This window comes from Microbacterium sp. PF5 (assembly GCF_004794315.1).
GTDB lineage: Bacteria > Actinomycetota > Actinomycetes > Actinomycetales > Microbacteriaceae > Microbacterium > Microbacterium sufflavum.
This window is the reverse complement of the sequence record NZ_SSDQ01000172.1, coordinates 1-8609: the sequence shown is the minus strand read 5'-3', so window position 1 is coordinate 8609 and position 8609 is coordinate 1. Positions and strand designations below refer to the sequence as shown.

The 8609-nt window shown below is 72.2% G+C and carries 6 protein-coding genes; all 6 read right to left on the bottom strand.

The features are described 5' to 3' along the window. Positions 1 to 1173: DNA polymerase III subunit gamma and tau (locus DW297_RS17725; protein ID WP_168442901.1), on the bottom strand; the 1173-nt coding region annotated here is incomplete at its 3' end. 74 nt (positions 1174 to 1247) lie between these two features. Continuing rightward, entirely contained in the window at positions 1248 to 3758 is a 2511-nt protein-coding gene (locus tag DW297_RS17720; RefSeq protein ID WP_136034891.1) for a glycoside hydrolase family 65 protein, read from the bottom strand. Further along, positions 3755 to 4513 (bottom strand): beta-phosphoglucomutase family hydrolase, encoded by a 759-nt coding sequence (locus DW297_RS17715; protein ID WP_136034889.1) that lies wholly within the window; start codon positions 4511 to 4513, stop codon positions 3755 to 3757. The genes DW297_RS17720 and DW297_RS17715 overlap by 4 nt, the downstream gene beginning before the upstream one ends. A gap of 100 nt (positions 4514 to 4613) precedes the next feature. After that, positions 4614 to 5834 (bottom strand): acetate/propionate family kinase, encoded by a 1221-nt coding sequence (locus tag DW297_RS17710; protein ID WP_136034887.1) that lies wholly within the window; start codon positions 5832 to 5834, stop codon positions 4614 to 4616. Further along, the gene (pta, locus tag DW297_RS17705; RefSeq protein WP_136034885.1) at positions 5831 to 7957 is read right to left on the bottom strand and encodes a phosphate acetyltransferase; all 2127 of its coding nucleotides are present in this window, start codon (positions 7955 to 7957) and stop codon (positions 5831 to 5833) included. The genes DW297_RS17710 and pta overlap by 4 nt, the downstream gene beginning before the upstream one ends. A 61-nt stretch (positions 7958 to 8018) precedes the next feature. Next, positions 8019 to 8609, bottom strand: a 591-nt coding sequence (locus tag DW297_RS17700) for a hypothetical protein (protein WP_136034882.1), incomplete at its 5' end; no start/stop codon positions are given.

Sequence of the window (8609 nt, the reverse complement as noted above, 5' to 3'; positions counted from 1 at the left end):
GGGGGCCGATCCCGCGACCGCGGACGACGCGGTGCCGGGAGCAGCGCCCGCGCCCGAGGCCTCCGCCAGCACTCTCGCGACCATGAGCTCGAGGTGGAGGCGGGGCGACGTGGCGCCGGACATGTCGTCGAGGGCCGCGCTCACGACGTCGGCCGTGCGCGAGAGCCGGAGCGCCCCGAACGCCTCGGCCTGGCGGCGCATGCGGTCGAGCTCGTCCTCCGCGATGCCGCGCAGCACCGCGGACGCCCCCGAGCCCACGGCGGCGATCACGATCAGGTCGCGCAGGCGTTCGAGCAGGTCGTCGACGAAGCGCCGCGGATCCTGCCCGGTCTGCACCACGCGGTCGATCGCGGGGAAGGCCGCGGCGGCATCGCCCGCGGCGAGCGCATCGACGATCTCGTCGAGCAGCGCCCCGTGCGTGTAGCCGAGCAGCGCCACGGCGCGCGCGTAGCCCACGGTGACCGTCTCCGACCCGGCCGGGGAGTCGGACCCGGCGATCAGCTGGTCGAGCAGCGACAGCGTGTCGCGGGGACTGCCGCCGCCCGCACGCACGACGAGCGGCAGCACGCCCTGCTCGACGACCACGCCCTCCTCGGCGCACAGCTTCTCGACGTACTCGAGCATCGCGGCGGGCGGCACGAGCCGGAACGGGTAGTGGTGCGTGCGCGAGCGGATGGTGCCGAGGACCTTCTCGGGCTCGGTGGTCGCGAAGATGAACTTCACGTGCTCCGGCGGCTCCTCCACCAGCTTCAGGAGCGCGTTGAACCCCTGCGGCGTGACCATGTGCGCCTCGTCGAGGATGAAGATCTTGTAGCGGTCACGGCTCGGGGCGAAGGTGGCCCGTTCGCGCAGATCGCGGGCATCGTCGACGCCGTTGTGGCTCGCCGCGTCGATCTCCACCACGTCGAGCGACCCGCCGCCCGCGCGGGACAGCTCCACGCAGCTCGGGCACGTGCCGCACGGGGTGTCGGTCGGCCCCTCGGCGCAGTTCAGGCAGCGCGCCAGGATGCGGGCCGACGTGGTCTTGCCGCAGCCGCGCGGACCGGAGAAGAGGTAGGCGTGACCCACGCGGTCTCCGCGCAGCGCCGTCATGAGCGGATCGGTCACCTGCGACTGCCCGATCATCTCGCCGAACGTCTCGGGGCGGTAGCGGCGGTAGAGGGCTGTGGTCACCACCCCAGCCTACGGCGTGCCACCGACGTTCGGCGGGTCGCGCCCCCTCCTCGACGGAGGAGGCGCGGCCCGGCTCAGTCGATCGGCTCGACGACCGGAATCGCGGTCGTGATCACCGGCACCGAGGCCGACAGGCGCGTGCCGTCGTCGCGCCGCGCATCGGCGAACTCCCGCAGCGTCGGCCGCCCGGCGATCACGGGCCCCTGGTCGGCCAGCCGCACCACCGCCGGGTCCTCCAGCGTCGCGAAGTACGCGGTGTCACGCACGCTGAAGGGCACCGGAGGGCCGCTGCGCACCTCGACCCGCAGCTCCTCGCGCGTGACCGTCACGGTGAGCGCCGAGCCCTGCCACTGCAGCGGGAACGACAGCGACGGCCACCCCGCCGGGAGCCGCGGGTCGAAGCTCAGGTCGCCCGCGTAGTCGCGCATGCCGCCGAAGCCGCACACCAGCGCCGTCCACACCCCGCCGGCCGAGGCCACGTGCACGCCGTCCGACGCATTGTGGTGCAGGTCGTGCAGGTCGACGAACAGCGACTGCTCGAAGTACTTCTGCGCCAGATCCTGGTACCCCACCTCCGCGGCCAGGATCGACTGCACCACGGCCGACAGCGTCGAGTCGCCCGTGGTCAGCGGGTCGTAGTAGTCGAAGTCGGCCTTCTTCTCCTCCGGCGTGAAGTGGTTGCCCTGCAGGAACAGCGCCAGCACCACGTCGGCCTGCTTCAGCACCTGGAACCGGTAGATGACCAGCGGGTGGAAGTGCAGCAGCAGCGGCCGCTGATCCGCCGGCGTGTTCGCCAGATCCCACACCTCGCGCTCCAGGAACAGCGAGTCCTGCGGGTGGATGCCCAGGCTCTCGCTGTACGGGATGTACATGGCCTCGGCCGCCCGCTCCCACGACTCCGCCTCGCCCGACCCCAGCCCCGTGCGCTCGACCAGTGCCGCGTAGTCCTCGGGGTAGCTGTCGCGGATCTCGCGCACCACCTTGGCCGCGTAGCGGAGGTTGTAGCGCGCCATGACGTTCGTGTACAGGTTGTCGTTCACGACCGTCGTGTACTCGTCCGGCCCCGTGACGCCGTGGATGTGGAACGTCTGCAGGCCGTCACCCGCGTCCGACTGCTCGACCAGCCGCGCACCGCGCCAGAATCCGAGCGTCGCCCACAGCCGCGCCGTCTCGATCGCGATGTCGGCACCCTCGCGGCGCAGGAACGCCTCGTCGCCCGTCGCGCGCACGTACTTGCCCAGCGCGAAGCTGATGTCGGCGTTGATGTGGTACTGCGCCGTGCCGGCCGCGTAGTACGCCGACGCCTCCTCGCCGTTGATCGTGCGCCACGGGAACAGCGCGCCCGCCTCGTTGAGCTGCGCCGCCCGCCGACGGGCGGCGGGAAGCATCTTCACCCTGGCGCGCAGCGCGTTGTACGCCCACCGCGGGGTCGTGTAGGTCAGGAACGGGAGCACGTAGATCTCGGTGTCCCAGAAGTAGTGGCCGCTGTAGCCCGAGCCCGTGAGGCCCTTCGCCGGGACGCCGGCCCCGTCCGCGCGCGCCGAAGCCTGCGCGAGCTGGAACAGGCACCAGCGGGTGGCCTGCTGCAGGTCGTCACGCCCGCCGATCTGCACGTCGCTGCGCTCCCAGAACGCGTCGAGCCATTCGCGCTGCCGCCGGAACACCGACTCCACGCCCTCATCGGTCGCGCGGTCGAGCGAACGACGGCACCGGTCGACCAGCTCCCGCGTCGGCACGCCCCGCGAGGTGTGGTAGCTGACGAGCTTCGTGATGGTGATCGGCACGCCCGCCTTGGCCTGCACCCGGAACACGTTCTTCGCGATGTCCGGCTCGCACAGAGTCCTGGCGTTGTACTGGTTCTCGGTCTCGACGATGTGGTCGGCCACCACCGCGACGGTCATGCCCGACGCCGCGACCCGGTACGACAGCGCCGAGCGCAGCCCGTCCTGCCAGTGCTCCGCGGGCTCCAGCACCCGGTCGGCGATGCGCTCCGCCTTGCGCGGGTCGAAGCCCGCGCCGCTCTTGGCTCCGATCGGCGTCCCCGCGTAAACACCGGCGCCGTCCTGGCGGTTCAGCAGCTGGCAGCTGATCGTGACGGGCGCATCCGCGTTCTCCACCACGACCTCGAGGCGCAGCACCGCGAGGTGACGCTCCTCGAAGCTCACCAGCCGCTGATCCCGCATGCGGACCCGCTTGCCCGACGGCGTCTCCCACACCACGCGACGCTCCAGCACGCCCGTGCGCATGTCGAGGGTGCGGGCGTACTCGCGCACGTCGGCGTCGTCGAGCGAGATCGGCTCGTCGTCGACGTACAGCCGCATCACCTTGGCGTCCGGCGCGTTCACGATGGTCTGCCCCACCTCGGCGAAGCCGTAGGCCTGCTCGGCGTGGCGGATCGGCCAGGTCTCGTGCAGCCCGTTGATGAAGGTGCCGTGCTCGTGCGCACCGCGGCCCTCGATGTGGTTGCCGCGCAGGCCGAGGTAGCCGTTGCCGACCGAGAACAGCGTCTCGCCGACACCCTCCTCCGAGTAGTGCGTCTCGATCAGACGCCACGGGTCGACGGGGAAGCGGTCGCGGTCGATCATGCGGTCTCCGGGATGTCGGTGCGGGTGTCGGGAAGCAGGGCGGCGAGGTCGTCGACCACGTGCGTGGCGCCGGCGGCGCGCAGCGCGTCGGCACCGGTGCCGCGGTCCACGCCGATCACGGTCGCATAGCCGGCGGCGGCGGCGGACGCGGCACCGGACGTGGCGTCCTCGACCGCGACGCTGCGGGCGGGGTCGACGCCCAGGCGGACGGCACCCGCCGCGAACATGTCCGGCGCGGGCTTGGAGGCCAGGCCGTCGTGCTCCGCGACCACGCCATCGACCACGACGCGGAAGAACGAGCGGATGCCGGCGGCGGCGAGCACCTCCTCGGCGTTCTTCGAGCTCGACACGACGCCCATCGGCACACCGGCCGCGTGCAGCCGCTCGACCAGAGCGAGCGAGCCGGGGAACGGGGCGATGCCCTGCCCGCGCAGCGACGCCGCGAAGGCGGCGTTCTTGCGGTTGCCGATCCCGCACACGGTCTCGGCCGAGGGGTCGTCGTCGACGGATCCCCACGGCACCTCGACGTTGCGGCTGCGCAGCAGGCTCGCGACCCCGTCATAGCGCTTCTTGCCGTCGACATACGCGAAGTAGTCCTCGTCGGTGTACGGCGGGGTGATGCCCCAGCGCGCGAACACGTCGTCGAAGACGGCCTTCCACGCCCTCATATGCACCTCGGCGGTCGGCGTGAGCACGCCGTCGAGATCGAACAGCACTCCATCGGCGAGGAGCAGGTCGGGCAGCGCTTCTGGCACAGGGCCTCCAGGAGAAGGGCGAGGGACGGATCGGCACCTCTCCGTGCCACTGTGCCAGCGTAATGCGGGCGGCACGCACGGGGTAACCCCGCAGCCGCGATCAGAGCAGCTCGGCCGTCTGCCTGGCGATCTGGAGCTCCTCGTCGGTCGGCACCACCAGCACCGTCACCCGCGACGCGTCGGTCGAGATCACCCGGATCCCGCGCTCCCTGGCGGTGTTGCGCTCCTGGTCGAGCTCGACGCCCGCGAAGCCCAGGGTCGCCAGAGCCGCCGCCCGCACCGGGGCCGCGTTCTCGCCGACGCCCGCCGTGAAGGAGATCACGTCGACCCCGCCCAGCTGCGCGATGTACGCCCCCGCATAGGCGCGGAGCCGGTGCACGTACACGTCGAAGGCCAGCACCGCCGCCTCGTCGCCCTCCGCGACCCCGGCGAGGATGTCGCGCATGTCGCTGCGCCCCGCCAGCCCCGCGAGTCCGCTGCGGGTGTTCAGCAGCGTGTCGAGGTCGTCGATCGTGTACCCCGCGCGTCGCGACAGATGCACGAGTGCCGCGGGGTCGAGGTCGCCCGACCGCGTGCCCATGACGAGCCCCTCCAGCGGCGTGAGCCCCATCGACGTCTCGACCGAGCGACCGCCGTCGATCGCGGTGACCGAGGCCCCGTTGCCGAGGTGGAACACCAGCTGGCGCAGCTCCCCCAGCGGTCGGTCGAGGAAGCGGGCCGCGGCCTCGCTCACGTACTGGTGGCTCGTGCCGTGGAACCCGTAACGGCGCACCCGGTGCTCGGCGGCGAGCTGCGCGTCGATCGCGTAGGTGTAGGCCGCAGGCGGAAGGGTCTGGTGGAAGGCCGTGTCGAACACCGCCACGTGCGGGACGGCGTCGAACACCGCATGCGCGGCCCGGATCCCGGCGAGGTTCGCGGGGTTGTGCAGCGGGGCGAGGACGGCCAGCTCGCCGATCTGCCGCTCCACGTCGGCGTCGATCAGCGTGGGGGCGTAGAAGCGTGCCCCGCCGTGCACCACCCGATGCCCGACGGCGACCGGCGGGTGCGCGTCGAGGGAGGGCCCGTGCGCCGCGAACTGCTCGCGCATCACCTCGAACGCGGCCGCGTGGTCGGGGATCGGCCGCTCCTCGCGGTACGTCGCATCGAGCATGGTCGGCACCGCGCCGGCGGCCACGACCGGGCGGACGGTGTGGGCCACCGGGCTCGACTCCTGGCCGATGCGCTCGATCAGCCCGCTCGCGAGCTCGTCCTCCCGCTCGACGTCGATCAGGCTGTACTTCAGCGAGGAGGATCCGCTGTTGATCACCAGGATCGCGCTCACGCCCGCTCCCCCTCTGCGCTCTGCGCCTGGATGGCGGTGATCGCGACCGTGTTGACGATGTCGTCCACGAGCGCCCCGCGCGACAGGTCGTTGATCGGCCTGTTGAGACCCTGCAGCACCGGACCGATCGCGACCGCTCCCGCCGACCGCTGCACGGCCTTGTAGGTGTTGTTGCCCGTGTTGAGGTCGGGGAACACGAAGACCGTCGCGCGGCCGGCCACCGCGGAGTCGGGCAGCTTGGCCTTGGCGACCGCGGCGTCGGCGGCGGCGTCGTACTGGATCGGGCCCTCCACGGGCAGCTCCGGCGCGCGCTCCCGCACGAGCGCCGTGGCCTGACGCACCTTGTCGACGTCGGCGCCGCTGCCGGACTCCCCCGTGGAATACGACAGCATCGCGACGCGCGGGTCGATCCCAAACTGCCGCGCCGTCGTCGCCGACGAGATCGCGATGTCGGCCAGCTGCTCCGCCGTGGGGTCGGGGATCACGGCACAGTCGCCGTACACCAGGACGCGGTCGGCGAGCGCCATCAGGAACACGCTGGACACGACCTCGACCCCCGGCTTGGTCTTGATGATCTCGAACGACGGGCGGATCGTATGGGCTGTCGTGTGCGCGGCCCCCGACACCATGCCGTCGGCGAGACCCAGGTGCACCATCATGGTGCCGAAGTACGACACGTCGGTGACCGTGTCGGCCGCCCGCTCCAGCGTGATGCCCTTGTGCGCGCGCAACCGGGCGTACTCCTCCGCGAACCGCTGCACCAGCTCGGGGTCGGTGGGGCTGAGGATCTGCGCGTCGACGATGTCGACGCCGAGCTCGGAGGCCCGCGCGCGGATGGCGGCCTCGTCGCCCAGGATCGTGAGGTCGGCCACGTCTCGCGCGAGCAGCGTCGCGGCCGCGCGGAGGATGCGGTCGTCGTCGCCCTCCGGCAGCACGATCCGGCGACGGTCGGCCCGCGCCCGCTCCATCAGGCCGTACTGGAACATCAGCGGCGTGACCACGTGGGCCTCGGCGAGCCCGAGCTGCTCGGTCAGCTCGGCGATGTCGACGTGCGCCTGGAAGAGACCGAGCGCCCGCTCGTAGCGCCCGCGGGCATCGGCCGTGATCCGTCCGCGCGTCCCCATCACGCGCACCGCCGTGTCGTAGGTGCCCAGGTCGGTCGTGATGATCGGCACGGACGACGCGAACCCGTCGAGAAGCTGCAGGATGGGCGCGGGCAGCGGGAACGGCCCGTTGAGCACGATGCCGGCGATGCGCGGGAAGGTCCCGGAGGAATCGGCGAGCAGGGCGGCCAGGAGGACCTCCGTGCGGTCGGCGGGGATCACCACCACGGCCTCCTCCGTGATCCGCGGCAGCACGTTCACCATCGACATGCCGGCGACGACGATCGACAGGGCGACCGCGGTCAGGCGCTCCTCGTCGCCCGCGAGCAGCGTGCCCTCGATCGCGGCGAGGATGCCGCGGATGGACGGTGCCACGAGGGCGCGGTCCTCCGGGATCGCCCACACCGGGGTGCGGTCGGCCGGAAGCACGGCGCGAACGGCGGCGACGATCGGCTCCAGCGCCTCGGGGTCGGCGCGGTTGACCGCCACGGCGAACAGCTCCGCCCGTTCCGCGGCGAGCTCGGACAGCGCGAGGGCGGCGATCTGCCCCACGGCGGCGGGCGTGCGGGCGGTGGTGGTGCCCAGCTGCTCGGCCTGACGCTGCTGGTCGCGGCCGCTCAGCACGAGCAGCACGGGCGCGGCGAGGTTCGCGGCGATGCGCGCGTTGAACCCGAGCTCCGCGGGGCTCGCGACGTCGGTGTAGTCGCTGCCGACGATCACGACCGCGTCGCACTGCGCCTCGACCGCCTTGAACCGCGCGACGATGGTCGCCAGCGCGGCCTCGGGGTCGGCGCGCACGTCATCGTAGGTCACGCCGATGCAGTCGTCGTAGTCGAGCTGCACGCCGTCGTGCGCGAGCAGCAGCTCGAGGATCTCGTCGCGCTCGGCGACCGACCGCGCGATGGGTCGGAAGACGCCGACGCGCGGGGAGAAGCGCATCAGGGCGTCGAGCGCCCCGAGGGCGATCGTCGACTTCCCGGTATGGCCTTCGGCCGAGGTGATGTAGATGCTCCGCGCCACGCCCCCAGCTTAGGCGGGGCGCCGTCGGACGCGCCCGGACGGTGCCGTGACTAACGCGCCGTCACTCGCACGGTCCGGACAGAGCGTCGACCACGGCCGTCGCATCCTCCTGGTAGCGGGCGTAGTACTCGCGGTCGGTGTTGATCTGCACGCGGTGGATTGCGTGCGACGCCGGCATCGACTGCCACTCCGGAAGCCGCCCGAGACGCTCGTAGAACAGCGTGGCCGAGGCCGCGGGGTCCATCCGCTGCTCGACGCTGCCCCACCAGTCCTGCTGCTGGAACAGCCCGATGCTCGTGGTGCGCGAGCCGTCGGGGTTGGTCCAGCCGCGGGTCTCCCAGTCGCCGTAGTCGATCGCGCGCAGGCTGCTCTCCCCCATCGCGGTCATCACACCGAGGATCTGCCCGTCGCGCCCGAAGCCGAGCGCGGAGGCCGTGCGGATGATGGTCGCCGCGTTCTCCAGCTGTTCGCCGCGCCACCCCTGGATGCCCGCCGCGGGGAAGGTCTCCGGGCGGTCGATGCAGACCGGCGCGGGGTCGCGGGCCAGGCCGAGCGGGATGAGCACCAGGAGCCCTGCGACCACCGCCACCACGCCGGCAGACACGAGCAGACGCCGGCCGCGCGTGCGCCAGCGCGCACGGGATGCCGTCCG

What these genes read in the sequence shown, in the direction of transcription:
- DW297_RS17720 (WP_136034891.1), bottom strand. Translation starts at nt 3,758, where the DNA reads ATGATCGACCGCGACCGCTTCCCCGTCGACCCGTGGCGTCTGATCGAG.